14 protein-coding genes are annotated in these 15599 nt (G+C 68.0%); 7 read left to right on the top strand and 7 right to left on the bottom strand.

From position 1 onward, the window contains the following. Positions 1 to 10: 10 nt before the first annotated feature. From ROV93_RS01370 to ROV93_RS01380, 3 genes are all read right to left on the bottom strand, one after another. Positions 11 to 1684: an MFS transporter gene (locus tag ROV93_RS01370; protein WP_312538462.1), complete on the bottom strand. Its 1674-nt coding sequence runs from the start codon at positions 1682 to 1684 to the stop codon at positions 11 to 13. Then, on the bottom strand, positions 1684 to 2250 hold the full coding sequence (locus ROV93_RS01375) for a TetR/AcrR family transcriptional regulator (RefSeq protein WP_005415802.1): 567 nt from the start codon (positions 2248 to 2250) through the stop codon (positions 1684 to 1686). The genes ROV93_RS01370 and ROV93_RS01375 overlap by 1 nt, the downstream gene beginning before the upstream one ends. A 258-nt stretch (positions 2251 to 2508) precedes the next feature. Continuing rightward, on the bottom strand, positions 2509 to 4716 hold the full coding sequence (locus ROV93_RS01380; RefSeq protein WP_072166843.1) for a TonB-dependent receptor: 2208 nt from the start codon (positions 4714 to 4716) through the stop codon (positions 2509 to 2511). A gap of 135 nt (positions 4717 to 4851) precedes the next feature. On the opposite strand from ROV93_RS01380, the gene ROV93_RS01385 reads away from it, so the two are divergent. After that, positions 4852 to 5265 (top strand): MerC domain-containing protein, encoded by a 414-nt coding sequence (locus ROV93_RS01385; protein WP_005415804.1) that lies wholly within the window; start codon positions 4852 to 4854, stop codon positions 5263 to 5265. 110 nt (positions 5266 to 5375) lie between these two features. Beyond that, positions 5376 to 5555, top strand: coding sequence for a 30S ribosomal protein THX (locus tag ROV93_RS01390; protein ID WP_004150462.1), 180 nt, complete (start codon positions 5376 to 5378; stop codon positions 5553 to 5555). Between the two features lie 99 nt (positions 5556 to 5654). On the opposite strand, the gene ROV93_RS01395 is transcribed toward ROV93_RS01390, so the two are convergent. The 3 genes from ROV93_RS01395 to ROV93_RS01405 all read right to left on the bottom strand — a co-directional run bounded on the left by ROV93_RS01395 (position 5655) and on the right by ROV93_RS01405 (position 9121). After that, a complete protein-coding gene (locus tag ROV93_RS01395) occupies positions 5655 to 6905 on the bottom strand; it encodes an ectonucleotide pyrophosphatase/phosphodiesterase (RefSeq protein ID WP_072166842.1) in 1251 nt (416 codons plus the stop codon). A 249-nt stretch (positions 6906 to 7154) separates the two neighbouring features. Continuing rightward, positions 7155 to 7646, bottom strand: coding sequence for a methylated-DNA--[protein]-cysteine S-methyltransferase (locus tag ROV93_RS01400; RefSeq protein WP_072166841.1), 492 nt, complete (start codon positions 7644 to 7646; stop codon positions 7155 to 7157). Then, positions 7643 to 9121 (bottom strand): DNA-3-methyladenine glycosylase 2, encoded by a 1479-nt coding sequence (locus ROV93_RS01405; protein WP_072166840.1) that lies wholly within the window; start codon positions 9119 to 9121, stop codon positions 7643 to 7645. The genes ROV93_RS01400 and ROV93_RS01405 overlap by 4 nt, the downstream gene beginning before the upstream one ends. 534 nt (positions 9122 to 9655) lie before the next feature. Here ROV93_RS01405 and ROV93_RS01410 point away from each other — a divergent pair. The 4 genes from ROV93_RS01410 (at position 9656) to ubiM (ending at position 13083) form a co-directional block, all read left to right on the top strand. Next, a complete protein-coding gene (locus ROV93_RS01410) occupies positions 9656 to 10819 on the top strand; it encodes a hypothetical protein (RefSeq protein WP_061479514.1) in 1164 nt (387 codons plus the stop codon). Positions 10820 to 10878: 59 nt separating this feature from the next. Then, on the top strand, positions 10879 to 11424 hold the full coding sequence (locus ROV93_RS01415) for a DUF4019 domain-containing protein (RefSeq protein WP_072166839.1): 546 nt from the start codon (positions 10879 to 10881) through the stop codon (positions 11422 to 11424). 11 nt (positions 11425 to 11435) lie between these two features. Further along, positions 11436 to 11825 (top strand): MAPEG family protein, encoded by a 390-nt coding sequence (locus tag ROV93_RS01420; RefSeq protein ID WP_072166838.1) that lies wholly within the window; start codon positions 11436 to 11438, stop codon positions 11823 to 11825. Between the two features lie 79 nt (positions 11826 to 11904). After that, positions 11905 to 13083: a 5-demethoxyubiquinol-8 5-hydroxylase UbiM gene (gene ubiM, locus ROV93_RS01425; protein ID WP_072166837.1), complete on the top strand. Its 1179-nt coding sequence runs from the start codon at positions 11905 to 11907 to the stop codon at positions 13081 to 13083. A gap of 11 nt (positions 13084 to 13094) precedes the next feature. Here ubiM and ROV93_RS01430 read toward each other — a convergent pair whose 3' ends face one another. Beyond that, entirely contained in the window at positions 13095 to 13316 is a 222-nt protein-coding gene (locus ROV93_RS01430; RefSeq protein ID WP_014036469.1) for an RNA-binding S4 domain-containing protein, read from the bottom strand. 268 nt (positions 13317 to 13584) lie between these two features. On the opposite strand from ROV93_RS01430, the gene ROV93_RS01435 reads away from it, so the two are divergent. Next, the gene (locus ROV93_RS01435) at positions 13585 to 15531 is read left to right on the top strand and encodes a DEAD/DEAH box helicase (RefSeq protein WP_053497041.1); all 1947 of its coding nucleotides are present in this window, start codon (positions 13585 to 13587) and stop codon (positions 15529 to 15531) included. Positions 15532 to 15599: the final 68 nt, after the last annotated feature.

The following is a 15599-nucleotide window of genomic DNA, read 5'->3' on the forward strand; positions in this document are numbered from 1 at the left end:
GGCGGAGGACTCAGCGGTGTGCGGCCGGGGTGGCCGCAACGGGTGAAGTGGGGTGGCGCTTGCGCCATTGCTTGAGCACGGCGGTGCGCAGCGACAGCAGCAGCAACCAGCACAGGAAACCGATCGCCAGCCAACCGCTCAGGGTGAACACATCATTGAAGCCGCGCACATTGGCTTCGCGGCGCGTGGTCTGCGCCAGCTGCGCGCTGCCCTGCGCGCTGCGCAGCACCGGGTCGGTGATCTGTGCGCTGTACAGCTGTTGCTGGATGCGCAGGCGTTGTGCCACCACCGGATCGGCGGGGTCGAGCTGGCTGGTCAGCGCGCTGGAGTACAGTTGCTCGCGATGCAGCTGGAAGGTGCCCAGCACCGCCGAGCCGGCCAGGCCGCCCAGCGTCTGCGTGATCGACAGCGTCACCAGGAAGGTGACGATGTGGTCCACCCCCTGCTTCAACGCCGCCGAAATGCCGAGCATGATCAACGGGCCCATGAACATGCCGGCGCCGACCGAGGCCAGGAACTGGCTGGCGTAGAAGTCGTGCGGCCGATCCATGCTGGTGCGGTGCTGGTCGAAGAAGGCGGCAGCGCCCAGCAGCAGGATCGCCATCAGCAGCTGGGCGATCAGCCGCTTCGGGCCGAAGGTCAGCGAGGCACCGGCGATGCCCACGATCACCCCGGCCAGGATCACCACGAACAGCGGCCGCATCTGGTCAGGCCCCATGCCGAGCGTGCGCATCAGGTTGACCACGCCATAGGACTGCTCGGTGGTCAGGAAGCGGATCAGGAAGGCGCCGACGATGAAATGCAGCACCGGCAGCGTCGACAGCCAGCGGATCTGCAGCAGTGGATTGCGCCGGTAGTGCTCGATGATCAAGGCGGTGGTGGACAGCACGATCGAGGCGATCAGCGCCCAGCCCAGCCACGCTGTGTTGAGCCACCAGCGCGTGTAGCCCTGCGCCAGCACGATCACCAGCAGGGCGACGGCCGGGGCGAGCAGCGCGAACGTGAGGAAGTCCAGTGGCTCGAACGCCTTCACCTGGATGCCCGGCGGCAGCTTCAACACCACCACGCCGGCGAACGCACACAGCGCCAGCCCGGCTTCAAACGAATAGAGCTGGTGCCATTGGCCGGTATCCACCAAGCCTGGTGAAACGATCCAGGCGATCGGCACCGCCAGCTGCGAAAGGCCGACGCCGACCACCAGCAGATTGCCGGTGAAGCGCCGCGGCAGCGCCTGCAGCATGTACAGCGTGCCCAGTGTCGAACAGGCCGCGCCGGCGAAGCCGCTGGCGGCACGGGTTAGCATCGTGGTCTCGAAGCTGCCGACGAACAGGTGCAGCACCGCCAGCGCCGCATACAGGCCCAGCCCGATCTCGGCGAACAGGCGGATGCCGTACTGCTGGCGGAACTTGAAGGCCAGCAGGTTGGCGGTGACGTTGACCATGGCATAGGCCGCCACCAGCCAGCTGCCCTGGGTCGGGGTCAGCGCCAGCTGGCCCTGCAGGAACGGCAGGTTGGCGGTGACCAGCGCATTGCCGAGGCCGCCGGTGATCGCTACCAGCAACGATACCAGCGCATAGGCCGCACGCCGGTACGGCGGGTGCCAGGGCATCGACGCCGAGCCGGGCATGGTCGGCTTCTCGTGCTCCTCCCAATCCGGAACCGGCTTCAGATACGGCTGGACCATCAGCGCGCCTCGCTGGTTGCTCCCTGGAGACCCCCGCGCAGCAGCTGCAGGGCGCGCCCGGCGAGGTGGGCGCGCTCGTCGCGGGTCTTGCCGCGCAGGGCCGCACCCAGCATGCCCGAGATCAGTGAAATATCCGTCTTTTCCAGGTCGGCACGGCACAGTCCGGCGGCCTTGGCGCGGGCGATCGGTTCCTCCAGCAGGTCGCGCACGGTCTCGCGCGCCGCGCGCATGGCCGGCACGTCCGAATCGACCGCGCGCCAGTAATCGGCCAGTGCGGGCGAATCGATGATGCGCTGGGCCATGCCCTCGAACACCTCGAACAGGGCGTCGTCGCGGTCGCCGAGCTGTTCGACCTGGCGCCGGATGCGGTCGACCGTACGCTGCAGCAGCGCCTGGATCAGCGCAGTGCGGTCGGGGAAGTTGCGGTACAGGGTGGCGCGGCCCACCTGGGCGCGTTCGACCACCAGGTCCAGTGGGGCAGTGACACCGTGTTGGCCGAACACATGATCGGCGGCGTCGAGGATGAGGGCACGGCGGGCAGCAGCATCGGCACGTTGGGCAGTCATGGAATTATTTTCGGACAAAAGTGTCCGATTGGCGAGACATTGGGTGACGGGATTGTCCGCTTGTTGTGGTACGCACATCTTTGTGACGGGTGTGTGAGCGGGGGGCGCCGCGACCTCGCTCACGCATAAAGGAACGGGGGGCCAGACGGCCCCCCGGGAGAGAGAATGGTATTCGTGGTGCGGCCCCGCCATGCGTTGAAAGGGCGAGTGGGGGCAGAGCCCTTTCCCGCGGAAAGGGATCCGCCCCCCTGCATCCGATCAGAAGAACGCGCGGATGCCGAATGCGACCCCACGGCCCGGCAGCGGCGAGTAGTCGCGCAGCAGCGAGGTATGCGGGCGCACTTCGCGGTTGGTCAGGTTGCTGCCATCCAGGAAGACTTCGTAGCTGTTGCTGGCGTTGCGGTCCCAACGATAGGCCAGGTGCGCATCGACCAGGGTGTAGCCATCGCTCGGCTCCTCGTTCTGCGCCACGTCCTTCTGGCGGCTGTAACGCACCGCACCGACCGAGGCGCGCCAGCCGTCCTTCGACCAGCGCAGGTCGGCACCGACGCGGGCCGGGGCGATGCGCGGCAGGTAGCCGGTGTTGGCAAGTTCCACGCTGTAGTTGTGGTTGTGGTCGCCGTGCGGCACGGCGATGTCCAGGTTGCGGCTGCCGCTGCCATCCAGCTTGGCTTTCACGTAGTCACCGAACACGCGCAGGTCCCAGTCACCGGCGCCGCCCTCGAACAGGTGCACCAGCGCTTCGGCCTCGGCGCCGCGGAACACCGCGTCCTGCTGGGTCCAGGCGCGCACCGGCAGCCCCTCGGTAACGCCGGTGTCGGCCAGGTAGATGAAGTCCTTGAACTTCGTCTGGTAGACCGAGGCGGAGAAGTCCAGGCGTTCGCTGTGGGTGTGGATACCCAGTTCCACGCGCTGGCCGCGCTCGGTCTTCAGGTTGGCATCGCCGATTTCCAGCGAGCGGGTGGCGATGTGCGCGCCGGCGGCATACAGCTCCTCGTTGGTCGGTGCACGTTCGGAGCTGTCCACGCCGATGCGCAGGTCAACCGCATCGTTGAGCTTCCAGATGCCAGCGGCAGACAGGTTGGTGGCGCCGAACGTGCGGCGGCGATAGTCACCGCTCGGGTCCAGCTTGACCTGATCATGGCGGCCGCCCAGTTCCAGCTTGAACGGGCCGAACTGCTTTTCCTGCAGCACGAACAGGCCGATGTTCTTCGTGCCGGTATCCGGAACGAACGCCTCTTCGCCCTTGGCGCCGAAATCACTGTTGCCGAACTGCAGGCCGAAGGCACCATCCCAGCCGCCGATCTGCTGCTGCACGGCTTCCAGGCGTGCCTCGATGCCCCGGTTGGTGAAGCGGGTCGACGGCGTGCCGGCCTCCAGCTCCACGTGCTCGTAGTCGGTGTAGGCCACGCGCGCGTTGATGTTCTTCAGGAACGAGACCGGGTTGTAGATGCCGGCCTTGGTCTCGAAGCGGTTCTGCACCATGTCGATGCGCACGTCGTGCTCGTCACCGCCTTCCTCTTCATCACCATGGTCGTGACCATGGTCATGGCCATGATCATCACCGTCGGCGTGCACGTGCGCGCCGTTGGGAATGCCATAGTTGGTGCGGTAGGTGCTGGCCGACACGCCGAAGTAGCCGCCGTCACCCAGCCAGGTTGCGCCGACGCCGCCGGCGCGGGTGCGGATGGAGCTGTTCTCGAGGCGGCCGCGACGCGGCTCTTCGCCTTCCTCGCCCGCGTGATCATGGTCGTGGTCGTCGTGGTGGTCTTCCAGGCTGTCGACCACCGCATAGCCGGGAATGCGGTAGTCGTCGCCATTGCGCACCAGGCCGTCCACATGAAGCACGACATTGCCGCTGACGCCATCGAGGCGGAACATGCCGCTGCGCTCGTTGTTCACCGAATTGCCACGCAGCTCGGCGCGGCCGCTGAGCGGGCGCTCGGGCAGCTCGCGCGCGATGCGGCCATCGACCACGTTGACCGCGCCACCGATGGCACCGCTGCCGAACAGCAGCGTGGCCGGGCCCTTCAGCACTTCGATCTGGTCGGCCAGGAACGGTTCGATGCTGGTGGCGTGGTCGGCGCTGACCGTGGACGCATCCATGTTGCCCATGCCGTTGGACAGCACGGCCACGCGCGGGCCTTCCTGGCCACGGATGATCGGGCGGCCGACGCCGGGGCCGAAGAAGGTGCTCTGCACGCCGGGCAGCTTGGCCACGGTATCGCCGAGGGTGCCGGCCTTCTGTTCGTCCAGGCGCTCACCGGCCAGCACCTCCACCGGGCGCGCAAGGGATTCGGCATCGCCCTGCAGCGGCGACGCGGTGACCTGCACCGAGGACAGCTCGGTCAGGTGGCGGTCACGATGGGCGGTGTCCTGACCGGCTGCAAAGGCGACGGACGGCAGCAGGGCGGCGAGGGCCAGGGCCAGGGAATGCGGCTTGAGCCGTGCGGTGTGGGCGGGCATGGATGGGTCCTTTGTTACACTGTATCAATCGCGGGGCGCACGAATCCCGTCGATGGGACAGGGGGAGGGAAAGCGTGCGGGTCGGAGAGGGATGTTATATTATTCCATAACGATTCGCCGACCCTGCTGGAAGTCATGTCCTTGTCCTCACGCCTGCGCCACCTGCTCGACCGTTTCGGTGCCACCGGTTCGATGCTGTGCGCGGTGCATTGCGCAGTCATCCCGGTGCTGCTGGCGGCAGCGCCCTCGCTGGGCCTGTCGTTCTGGCTGAGCGACGGCGTCGAACAGGCGCTGGTGCTGTTCGTGACCCTGCTTGGGCTGTTCAGCCTGGTCTGGGGTTACCGCCGCCACGGCGCGCTGCGTGCGCTGGGCTTCCTGATCCCCGGCCTGGTCGCGCTGTGGGCCGGCGTGCTGTACGAGCCGCTGCATCACAACGCCGTGCCGCATGCGGTGGTGATGACCATCGGTGGCCTGCTGGTGGGCGTTGCCCATCTGGTCAACCTGCGCCTGAACCACGGCCACGTACACGACGCCAGCTGCGCGCACTAGGCGCTCCGTGATAGGATTTTCGATCGTGCGCGGGGGCGCCCAGCAAGGCGGCCCCGCCGAACCCGTGTCAGTACGGGGTAACCAGATTTCACACTTGAGGAGTTGAAGACATGGGTAAGGGTGACCGCAAGACCGCCAAGGGCAAGCGCTACAACGCCAGCTACGGCAACGCCCGTTCGCATACCGCGAGCAAGGTCGCCGTAGGCGCCGCCGCCCCGGTTGCCAAGAAGACCGTGGCCAAGGCTCCGGCGAAGAAGGCCGTGGCGAAGAAGGCCGTCGCCAAGGCCTGATCCGGCCGAACGACCGGTCTAAAGAAAACGCGGCGCCTGGCGCCGCGTTTTTTTATGCCTGTCCGGTGAGCCGAGCGTGGGCTCGGCGCTACAACCGGATCAGCGCAGGGTCTTCTTCAGCGTTTCCGGGTTGCCGTCGTTCGGCGCGGCCGGCACCTGCAGCAGGTGCGCCAGCAGTGGATAGACATCGACATTGTCGAAGCCATCGATCACCAGGCCCTGGCGGAACGACGGACCGCTGGCCACGAACACTGCACGCATGGACGGCAGCGCGTTGTCGTAGCCGTGCGAGCCGCGGTCCTGCTGTTCGCGCTTGGCGATCTTTTCCTGATGCAGGGCATCCCAGCCTTCATCCATCATGCAGACAATGGCGGGAATGCGCGGATGGGTGCCGTAGTGCAGGCGCGCCGGCAGTTTTTCTTTCTTCCAGCATTCGTAGTGCGCGTGGCGGCCGAGCAGAGCGCGTTCGGCGGCGGCTTCATGGCCGACCACTGGTGCGAAGCCGACCGACTGGCCCTGGCTGACATTGCGCGCAATCGCCGGGTCGACCATCGATTCGGTGGCGATGACCTGGCCAGCGAGGACACTGGCCATGCCATGGTCGGAGACCACGATCACATTGGTGGTTGCGGCCAGCCCACGTTGCTGGAGTCCGTCGAGCACCTGGCCGACGATCTGGTCGGCGCGCACGATGGCGTCGGCGTACTGCTTCGACTCGGGGCCGTAGTTGTGACCTGCTTTGTCCACGTGTTCCATGTACAGCGTGGTCAGGCGGGGGGCATCGGCGTCGGTCTGTGACAGCCAATCGAGCACGATGCCAGCGCGCTGTTCCAGCGGTTCCTTGCCGTCGTAGATGCGCCACTGGCTGGGGCGTACGCCACGGATCTCCGATTCACTGCCCGGCCATGAGGTGGTGGCCGAACGCACGCCAGCATTCTCGGCGCCGACCCAGATCGGTTCGCCGCCCCACCAGCCACTGGTGGTCACCGCTTCGCGATTGCTCAGCTCGAACCGGCCCAGTGCTTCATCGTCCATGCTGTTGTTGACGATGCCGTGGTGGTCCGGGCGCAGGCCGGTAACGAGGGTGTAGTGGTTGGGGAAGGTCAGTGACGGATAGGACGGGGTCATCCAGCGTGCACGCACGCCGCCGTCGATCAGTCGCTGCAGGTTCGGGGTCAGGCCGCGATCCAGCGCGTCGGCACGCAGGCCATCGATGGAGATCAGCAGCAGCTTGGGCGGTGCCGCCGCAGCGACGGGTGTGGGAACGGAGGCGGAAGGGGCAGGCGCGGTGGTGCAGGCGGCCAAGGGCAGCAGCAGCGCCAGCGCGCAGGTCAGGCGTACGGAAGTCATCCGCGCATGATAGTGCGAGGTAATGACGCGCCCAAGACACGGCTCACTATTGCGCGCCGTCTCCGCGCATTTTTCCTTATCCCCGCGCCTGTCGGCGCCCCCCTTCAACAAGCAGGGGGCTTTTCTCCAGACGTATTCCTGATGCTTCCATCCACGCATGGCGCGGACCCACCCTGGCTCCCCGCAGGAAGCCCGCTGTTGCTGTTGCTCTAGCCTCTGCGGGTGCCGGGCGCAGCCCGGCCAGCCCTCTCAGGCGAACAGCGGTGCCTGGCGCTGTTCCAGCCGCAGCAGCGCGGCCTTGGTTTCCAGGCCGCCGCCGAAGCCGGTCAGTGCACCGTTGCTGCCGATCACGCGGTGGCAGGGCAGGATGATCGGCAATGGATTGCGGCCATTGGCCGCGCCCACCGCGCGGGTCGCGCTGGGCTGGCCCAGGTGCTGCGCCAACTGCAGATAGCTCCAGGTCTGGCCGAACGGAATCAACGCCAGCGCCTGCCACACGCGCAGCTGGAAAGGCGTGCCTCGTGGTGCCAGCTGCAGGTCGAACCGGCTGCGTTCACCGTGCAGGAACTGCAGCAGCTGTTCGCGCGCTTCCGGCAATGCACCTGGTGCATGCTGCCAGCCGTCGCGCCCGCGTGCGGGGTGGCGGTTCTCGGGGAACAGCACGTGCGCAAGACCACGCTCGTCACCGGCGATGGTCAATACGCCGATCGGGCTGTCGAAACGATCGAACAACAGGGTCATGTCGGTTCTCCAACGAACGTGCCGGACAGGTGCCACAGGTGCAGCACCGCGTAGGCGCGCCACGGGCGCCACGGTTGCGAGCGCGCTTCGGTCGCACGTTCGCTCAGGCGCTGGCCCTGGGCGTGGCCGAGCACCTGCTGCAGTACAAGATCGCCGGCCGGGAAGGCATCGGGCTGGCCGAGTCCGCGCAGGGCAATGTACTGAGCGGTCCAGGGGCCGATGCCGGGCAGTGCAACGCAGCGGGCCACGAATTCCTCCAAGGCCTGGCCGGGCCCGAAGTCGAGCCGGCCGCTGGCGCAGGCGGCGGCCAGGGCGCGCACGGTGGCCGCGCGGCTGCGCGGCAGGCCAATGGATTCCAATGGTGCCTCGGCCAGTACCTCGGGCGCGGGGAACTGGCGATCGAATTCCGATGGCATGCCCGGCAGGTGTGCGCCGTAGGCATCGACCAGGCGCCGCGCGAAGGTGGTGGCCGCGGCCACGCTGACCTGCTGCCCGAGTACCGCGCGTACGCCTACCTCGAAGCCATCCCAGCCGCCGGGTACGCGCAGTCCGGGGCGTTCGGCGATGCCACGCGCGAGCAGCGGTTCTTCGCCCAGCGCGGCATGGACCTGCTGCAGGTCGGCATCCAGATCAAACACCCGACGCACGCGGCGCACGATGTCGGGGATCAGGCGCGGATCCACCGCGCCCAATTGCAGGCGCAGTTCCGGCCGCTTCGAATCGGCGGTGACGCGCAGCAGGGTGGGGCGCTCGGGCGTGCCCAGTACGCGCTGGTAGCTGTCTTCGCCGATCAGTTCGATGCCGGGCAGGCTGCGTTTGCGCAGGAAGGCCAGCATGCGTGGGAAGTCCAGTGGTGGACGGTAGCCCAGGCGCAGCACCAGGCCGCCATCATCTGCAGCCAACGGTTGATGCTGGCGACGCAGGGCGGTCGGCGCCATCCCACAGCCCTGCAGGAACGCGGTATTGAAGCGGCGCAGGCTGTTGTAGCCGGCAGCCAGCGCGACGTCGGTCACCGCCAGCGTGGTTTCGGTCAGCAACTGTTTGGCCAGCAACAGGCGATGGGTTGCGTGGATCTGCCCGGGCGTCGCGCCGAGATGTTCGACGAACAGGCGCTGCAGTTGGCGCGCGCTGAGGCCGAGCTTCGTTGCAAGATCGGCCACCGGCTGCTCCTGCAGGAAGCCGCCGTGGATCAGCGCCAGTGCCCGCTGCACGGTCTGTCCGGCCAGGGCCTGCTGGGCCTGCGGTGCCAATTCCGGGCGGCAGCGCAGGCAGGGGCGGTACCCGGCGGCCGCAGCGGCCGCGGCGGTCGGAAAGTAGGTGATGTTGCGCGGCTTCGGCGGCGGTGCCGGGCACACCGGGCGGCAATAGATGCCGGTGCTGCGCACGGCGGTGAAGAACACGCCGTCGAAGCGTGCGTCGCGGGCCAGGCGGGCGCGGTCGCAGGCGGCGGTGTCGAGGGCGAGGGCGGTGTCCATGGCGCCAGTCTAGGCCCGTGCGGGCGGCGATACTCGCCACATTCGGACATGGATGCTGAAGGGGGTTGGGCTGGGCTGCGCCCTGCACCCGCGGAGGCCAGAGCAACAACAACAGCGGGCTTCCTGGGGGAGGGCGGGGTGGGTCCGGTGGCAGGGGACGCTGCAAGTCCCCCTCCGGGGCCCGGCCCAGCCGCTGGCGGCTGGGCGTTCGGGCGCTTGCGAAGCAGTGCTTCGCAAACAAAGCGCCCTCACCCATGGAAGCTCGGTCGCGCCATCCATGGCGCTCACGCCCCTGCCACCGGATCCACCCCGCCTTCGACAGTTTCCCGCGGCCTGCCGGAAGGGCATCCCGCTCTGGTAGGTGTCGACCTTGGTCGACACGGTAGATCCACGCCATGCGTGGATGGGGTGGTGGAAGACGCTGTAATGAAATGGATGGAACCAGGGGGTCAGAAGGGGTTCAGTGCCACGCGCTGAATGCGTCCCCCGGACGGGTAGACTGTGGCTCCTGCTCACGTGAAGACTGGTTGCCCGATGTCCGCCAAACGCCGCTGGTTGCCCCTGTTGTGCCTGGCCTTGGCGGGCTGCAGCCAGCTGGAAAATCCAGGCAATGTGACCGCTGCTGACAAGGCTGCGCGGGCGCCGGCCAGCGATGGCGAGAACATGGTGTCGATCAATGCGGCCGATGCACCGCCACCGCCAGCGCCGCCGCGCAGCCAGGCGGATCGGCCGTGGCCGCAGGCGCAGCTTGAGAATGGCCGTGCCTGGGTCAGCTGCAGCACGGAATATGCTGGCGATGCCGGCGACGGTGTCGAGCTGGAAGGCCTGCAGCGCGAGCAGATCACCCAGGCGCTGGCCCCGTGCGCCGAGCGCGGCCTGATGCGCGTGCGTTACGCCGGCAAGATCAATCCGGGCTTCGCCGAGATGATGTGGCGACTGGCCGTGGTTGCTGACGAGCAGAAGATCCACAAGCGCATCCTCGATCTGGATTCCAGCGGGGGGCAGGTGGAGTCGGCGATTGTCGCCGGTGACAGCATCGGTGAATCGGGCTGGACCATCTGGGTGCGCGAAGGCTCGATCTGCCATAGCGCCTGCGTGTTCGTGCTGGCCGCCGGCGACAACCGCCTGCTGTCGGGCAAGGTCGGCATCCACCGCATGATGCGCATCAGTTCCAAGGCCACCTCGCGCGCCGAGCTCAACCGCGAGCTGCACGAGGTCTACGACAACGTGAAGGACTACCTGCAACGCAACGGCGTGGCGGTCGGTGTGGCCGATCTGATGATGACCGTGCCCAACCGCAGCCTGCGGCTGCTGACTCCGGACGAACTGCGCCAGTACGGCCTGGATGGCACCAATGCGGTGCAGGACGATCTGGAACGGATCAAGCAGATGCGTGCCTGCGGCGACGATTTCGTGCAGCGCAAGGACGCGTTCCTGGTCGCCTTCGACCAGCAGTGCAAGCGCGAAGGCGCCGACATGGAGTCGATCAACAGCTGCGGCCAGGCGTTGAAGCAGCGCTTCGGCTTCCCGGACGCGGTCTGCCCCGACGAAAGCCCGCTGTCGGAGATCGATGTGGCGACGCTGCCACCAGCGCCGCCGGAGCCGCCGCCGGTGGCCGAACAGGCGCCAGCAGAGACCGGCACGCCGGCCGCTCAGGCCGATGCGGCGGCGGTGGAAGGCAACGCCCACGCGCGCTGACGAACCGCTCACTGCGCTGGCGTAGACTGCGGTCCTTTCCTCCAGAACCGGCGGTGTCCATGAAGCGCGTGCTCCTGCTGCTGTCCCTGCTGCCCCTGACTGCGTTGGCGCAGGCACCTGCACCGGCCACGCCTGCACCGGCTCCGGCACGCCCGGCCCCGACATCGCCGGCGGCCGCGAAGCCCGCCACTGCCGGTGCCCCGGCGTTGACCGCTGCGCATCAGGCCCAGGTGCAGAAGCAGGACGCGGAAATGGGCGCGGCTGCGTTGAAGGCGGCACAGCTGGTCGATGCCAACCGCGCCGGCGAATTGTGGGATGGTGCTTCGGCCGTCGCGCGCCGTGCGGTGCCGAAGGCCACCTTCGTCAGCCAGTTGGCCGCCGAGCGCACGCGCCTGGGTGCGCTGGCCGGGCGTGGCCAGCCGACCATCACCCGGGTCAAGTACAGCCCCGGCGCCGCAGTGCCGGAAGGGTTGTACATCAACGTCAGCTTCCCGACCCGTTTCGCTAACAGCGTGCAGCCGGTGCGCGAGCTGGTCTCGTTCCGTTTCGACGAGGACCAGGTCTGGCGCCTGGCCGGTTACAGCCTGCGCGCGTCGGCGCCCTGAGGAGATGAACGATGGCAACTGAGCTGACGATGCTGGCCTGGTCGGTGCTGCTGGGCTTCGTCTACATCTTCGCCACCTCCACCGTGGTCACCCGCGAGCGCGGGATGAAGTGGAATGCCTCGGCACGGGATGGCAATTCAAAGCCGCTCAGCCCGCTGGCCGGCCGCCTGCAGCGTGCGCAGTCCAACTTCCTGGAAACCTTCCCGTTCTTCGCCGCTGCCGCCATCGCAGTGGTCGTGGCCGGGCGCAGCAACGACACCACGGCGCTGGCTGCGCAGGCCTACGTCTGGGCGCGTGTGGTCTACCTGCCGCTGTATGCCGCGGGCGTGCCCTACGTGCGCAGCCTGGTCTGGCTCGTATCGCTGCTGTCGATCCTGGCGCTCGTGTTCGCACTTCTGTAAGTCGGCCTGATCCAGATCAAGGCCGCTCAGGCGCGCGGCGCTATGCTGGCCCGGACTGAATCAACGGCAGGAGGCGCGCATGCGCAGGATGGACGTGGTGGTGGTCGGCGCCGGACCGGCGGGCCTGTGCTTCGCGCGCGCGCTGGCCGGCAGTGGCCTGCAGGTCGGGCTGGTCGAAGTGCAGCCGCGCCAGGCCCTGGCCGACGCCGCCTTCGATGGCCGCGAGATCGCGCTGACCCATGCCTCGCGGCAGAGCATGGAGCAACTGGGGCTGTGGCAGCGGCTGCCGCAGGCCGAAGTCGCCGAGCTGCGCGATGCCAGGGTGATGAACGGCGGCTCGCCGTTCGCGTTGACCTTCGCCAGCAGCCAGGTTGATGGCCAGCCGCTGGGCTGGCTGGTGCCCAACCACCTGATCCGCCGCGCCGCCTGGGACGCCGTGCAGGGCCAGGATGGGCTGGAGCTGTTCGACGGGCGCAAGGTGCTGGGCGTGCAGGCCGATGCGCAGGGCCAGGTGGTCAGACTCGATGACGGCAGTCAACTGCACGCGCGCCTGCTGGTCGCGGCTGACAGCCGCTTCTCCGCCACCCGCCGCATGCTTGGCATCGGTGCGCAGATGCGCGACTTCGGCAAGTCGATGCTGGTATGCCGCATGCAGGTCGAGCGCGACCATCACCATACGGCCTGGGAGTGGTTCGCCTACGGCCGCACCATGGCGCTGCTGCCGCTCAACGAGGGCCAGGCATCGGCGGTGATCACGCTGCCGCCGCGGCAGATCGAAGAACTGCTGGCGATGGACGAGGTGGCTTTCGGTGAGGCCATCAGTGCCTGCTTCGAGCATCGGCTGGGCCGCATGCAGCCGGTGGCCACACCGCAGGCGTATCCGCTGGTGGGGGTGTACGCGCACCGTTTCGTCGGCGAGCGTTCCGCGCTGATCGGCGATGCCGCGGTGGGCATGCACCCGGTCACCGCGCACGGCTTCAATCTGGGACTGGCCAGCGCACAGCGGCTGGCACAGGGCATCGTCGCGCAGCAGCGGCGCGGTGCCGACATTGCCGCCGCCGGCATGCTGGCCAGCTACCAACGCGGTCATCGGTTGGCGTCGCGGCCGCTGTACGAGGCCACCAACGCGATCGCCAGCCTGTACACCGACGATCGTCGCCCGGCACGCCTGCTGCGGGCCGCGGGCCTGCGCCTGGCGCAGGGCGTGGCGCCGTTCAGGCAGCTGATCGCCTCGCACCTGACCCAGCGCGTGGCCTGAACACCCTCGGATCAGCCAGCGGCCAGCACGCGGATCTGGCTGTCGGCGAACTCGACCACCTGGCCTGCGCGGATCTTGCAGGCCTTGCGCAGTTCGACCTCACCGTCGACCCGCACCTGGCCCTCGCTGATGACCATCTTGGCCTCGCCGCCGCTGGTGACCAGGTCGGCCAGCTTCAGCAGCTGCTTGAGTTCGACGTAGTCGCCGTCGAGGTCGAATTCGAGAATCTGCATGGAGCGAGGGGTCCTGGAAAGAGGGCGCAGGCCAGCGGCCGGGCCGGGGAGAGGGCGCGTATTGTGCGCCAGCACGGGGCACGACGGCACGCACATGGAAAGCTGTACGCCTCGTTCAGGATCAATGCGGTATCATTCCGCTCTGAGCGAGTGAAATCTCCTCCGACCGAGCAGCGCCAGGGCACGCGATAAGAAGGGCGCCCAAAGCGCGGACCATCACCCTTTTTATCGCACTGCCAGGAAGACGGCAGTGCCTTCGGAGTTCCCCATGTCCCAAGATTCCCAAGCGCCGCTGCAGTTCGCGCAGCTCGGCCTGTCCGAGCCCGTGATGCAGGCGGTCACCGCCATCGGCTACGAAACCCCGTCGCCGATCCAGGCCGCCACCATCCCGGCGATGCTGGAAGGCCGCGATGTGCTGGGCCAGGCCCAGACCGGTACCGGCAAGACCGCTGCGTTCGCACTGCCGGTACTGTCCAACATCGACCTGCAGCAGATCAAGCCCCAGGCCCTGATCCTGGCGCCGACCCGCGAACTGGCCATTCAGGTTGCCGAGGCATTCCAGTCCTATTCGTCGAAGATCCCGGGCTTCCGCGTGCTGCCAGTGTACGGCGGCCAGCCGTACGGCCAGCAGCTGTCGGCCCTGCGCCGTGGCGTGCACATCGTGGTCGGTACTCCCGGCCGCGTGATCGATCACCTGGACCGCAGCACCCTGGACCTGTCCGAGCTGAAGACCCTGGTGCTGGACGAAGCCGATGAAATGCTGCGCATGGGCTTCATCGACGATGTCGAAGCCGTGCTGAAGAAGCTGCCGGAGCAGCGCCAGGTGGCCCTGTTCTCGGCCACCATGCCGCCGCAGATCCGCCGCATCGCGCAGACCTACCTGCAGGACCCGGTGGAAGTGACCATCGCGGCCAAGACCACCACCTCGGCCAACATCCGCCAGCGCTACTGGTGGGTGAGCGGCATGCACAAGCTGGACGCGCTGACCCGCATCCTGGAAGTCGAGCCGTTCGACGCGATGATAATCTTCGCGCGCACCAAGGCCGGCACCGAAGAACTGGCCAGCAAGCTGCAGGCGCGTGGCCTGGCCGCTGCCGCCATCAACGGTGACATGCAGCAGGCCCAGCGCGAGCGCACCATTGCCATGCTGAAGGAAGGCAAGCTGGACATCCTGGTCGCCACCGACGTGGCCGCCCGCGGCCTGGACGTGGAGCGCATCAGCCACGTGCTGAACTACGACATCCCGTACGACACCGAGAGCTACGTGCACCGCATCGGCCGTACCGGCCGTGCCGGCCGCAGCGGCGAGGCGATCCTGTTCGCCACCCCGCGCGAGAAGGGCATGCTGCGCCAGATCGAGCGTGCCACCCGCCAGCCGATCGAAGAGATGCAGCTGCCGAGCGTGGAAGCGGTCAACGACACCCGCATCAACAAGTTCACCTCGCGTATCAGCGAAACGCTCGGCGCCGGCGGCCTGGACTTCTACCGCCAGCTGCTGGAGCGCTTCGAGAACGAGCAGAACGTGCCGGCCATCGAGATCGCCGCCGCGCTGGCCAGGATGCTGCAGGGCGATACCCCGTTCCTGCTGCAGCCGCCGGTGCGTGCCCCGCGTGAAGAGCGCGCGCCGCGCGAGCGCTTCGACCGTGGCGACCGCCCGGAGCGTGGCGATCGCTTCGACCGCAACGAGCGGGGGCCGCGCTTCGAGCGTGGCCCGCGTCGCGACGACGCCGAAGGTGGTTTCGAGCCGCGTCCGCGCCGCGAGGTTCCGCCGCGTGGTGCGCCGGAGCAGGGCATGGAGACCTACCGCATTTCGGTGGGCCACCAGCACGGCGTGAAGCCGGCCAACATCGTCGGCGCCATCGCCAACGAAGCCGGCCTGGAAAGCCGCTTCATCGGCCGCATCGACATCCACGACGACTTCTCGCTGCTGGACCTGCCGGCACAGATGCCGCCGGACGTGCTGTCGCACCTGCAGAAGGTGTGGGTGTCCGGCCAACAGTTGCAGATGCGTCCGCTGGCGGCCGGTGAAGAGATCAACCCGGCCCCGCGTCCGTTCAAGCCGCGCTTCGACAAGCGTGGTCCGGGCGGCCCCGGTGGCCCGCGTCGTGGTGGTCCGGGTGGTCCGGGTGGCCATGGGGGCGACCGCGGCGGTGACCGCGACAGCCGCCCGCCACGTCGTGATGGCTTCAAGCCGCGCGGCCCGCGCAGCTTCTAAGCCGCACCCACAGCCGTCCAGAGCGACGCCGGCCCCCGGGCCGGCGTACAGGAAAAGGGGACGGAGGG

The organism is Stenotrophomonas maltophilia group sp. msm4 (assembly GCF_032025605.1).
Classification (GTDB): Bacteria; Pseudomonadota; Gammaproteobacteria; order Xanthomonadales; family Xanthomonadaceae; genus Stenotrophomonas; species Stenotrophomonas sepilia.

Excerpts from the sequence above, each read along its gene's own strand:
- ROV93_RS01370 (WP_312538462.1), bottom strand. The coding sequence starts at position 1,684 with ATGGTCCAGCCGTATCTGAAGCCGGTTCCGGATTGGGAGGAGCACGAG.
- ROV93_RS01375 (WP_005415802.1), bottom strand. The coding sequence starts at position 2,250 with ATGACTGCCCAACGTGCCGATGCTGCTGCCCGCCGTGCCCTCATCCTC.
- ROV93_RS01380 (WP_072166843.1), bottom strand. The coding sequence starts at position 4,716 with ATGCCCGCCCACACCGCACGGCTCAAGCCGCATTCCCTGGCCCTGGCC.
- ROV93_RS01385 (WP_005415804.1), top strand. The coding sequence starts at position 4,852 with ATGTCCTTGTCCTCACGCCTGCGCCACCTGCTCGACCGTTTCGGTGCC.
- ROV93_RS01390 (WP_004150462.1), top strand. The coding sequence starts at position 5,376 with ATGGGTAAGGGTGACCGCAAGACCGCCAAGGGCAAGCGCTACAACGCC.
- ROV93_RS01395 (WP_072166842.1), bottom strand. The coding sequence starts at position 6,905 with ATGACTTCCGTACGCCTGACCTGCGCGCTGGCGCTGCTGCTGCCCTTG.
- ROV93_RS01400 (WP_072166841.1), bottom strand. The coding sequence starts at position 7,646 with ATGACCCTGTTGTTCGATCGTTTCGACAGCCCGATCGGCGTATTGACC.
- ROV93_RS01405 (WP_072166840.1), bottom strand. The coding sequence starts at position 9,121 with ATGGACACCGCCCTCGCCCTCGACACCGCCGCCTGCGACCGCGCCCGC.
- ROV93_RS01410 (WP_061479514.1), top strand. The coding sequence starts at position 9,656 with ATGTCCGCCAAACGCCGCTGGTTGCCCCTGTTGTGCCTGGCCTTGGCG.
- ROV93_RS01415 (WP_072166839.1), top strand. The coding sequence starts at position 10,879 with ATGAAGCGCGTGCTCCTGCTGCTGTCCCTGCTGCCCCTGACTGCGTTG.
- ROV93_RS01420 (WP_072166838.1), top strand. The coding sequence starts at position 11,436 with ATGGCAACTGAGCTGACGATGCTGGCCTGGTCGGTGCTGCTGGGCTTC.
- ubiM (WP_072166837.1), top strand. The coding sequence starts at position 11,905 with ATGCGCAGGATGGACGTGGTGGTGGTCGGCGCCGGACCGGCGGGCCTG.
- ROV93_RS01430 (WP_014036469.1), bottom strand. The coding sequence starts at position 13,316 with ATGCAGATTCTCGAATTCGACCTCGACGGCGACTACGTCGAACTCAAG.
- ROV93_RS01435 (WP_053497041.1), top strand. The coding sequence starts at position 13,585 with ATGTCCCAAGATTCCCAAGCGCCGCTGCAGTTCGCGCAGCTCGGCCTG.